Source organism: Macrococcus sp. CoH-51_TC_04 (assembly GCF_058188655.1).
On the sequence record NZ_JBVGOY010000071.1, the window covers coordinates 1 to 267 of the forward strand.

At 47.9% G+C, this 267-nt stretch carries 1 protein-coding gene; it reads right to left on the reverse strand.

Going from position 1 to position 267, the window contains the following annotated elements; all coding sequences use genetic code 11:
• Positions 1-259, reverse strand: a 259-nt coding sequence (locus ACZ2V4_RS11815) for a DarT ssDNA thymidine ADP-ribosyltransferase family protein (RefSeq protein WP_490514965.1), incomplete at its 3' end; no start/stop codon positions are given.
• Positions 260-267: the final 8 nt, after the last annotated feature.

Consider the following 267-nt stretch of genomic DNA (forward strand, 5'->3'; position numbering starts at 1 on the left):
ATACTTCGGCCTGTGGATTGGTCGGGAGGTAGTCCATCAATCGTAGGTCCGCACGGACTATATCGTCAAAATCGTCATACATCGCCTGAAACGCATCTAATCCAGTCCGCTGATCGATAGGGACATTTGAAACTCGATTTGATGCCGCATTCGTTGTACAGAATGCACACGGCAACTCCCAAAGTACAGAGGGATGGATGACCACTACAACCCATTCTTCCAGCTCATTGCCCTTCTGCTTTCGATAGCGATAGAACATCCTATAGT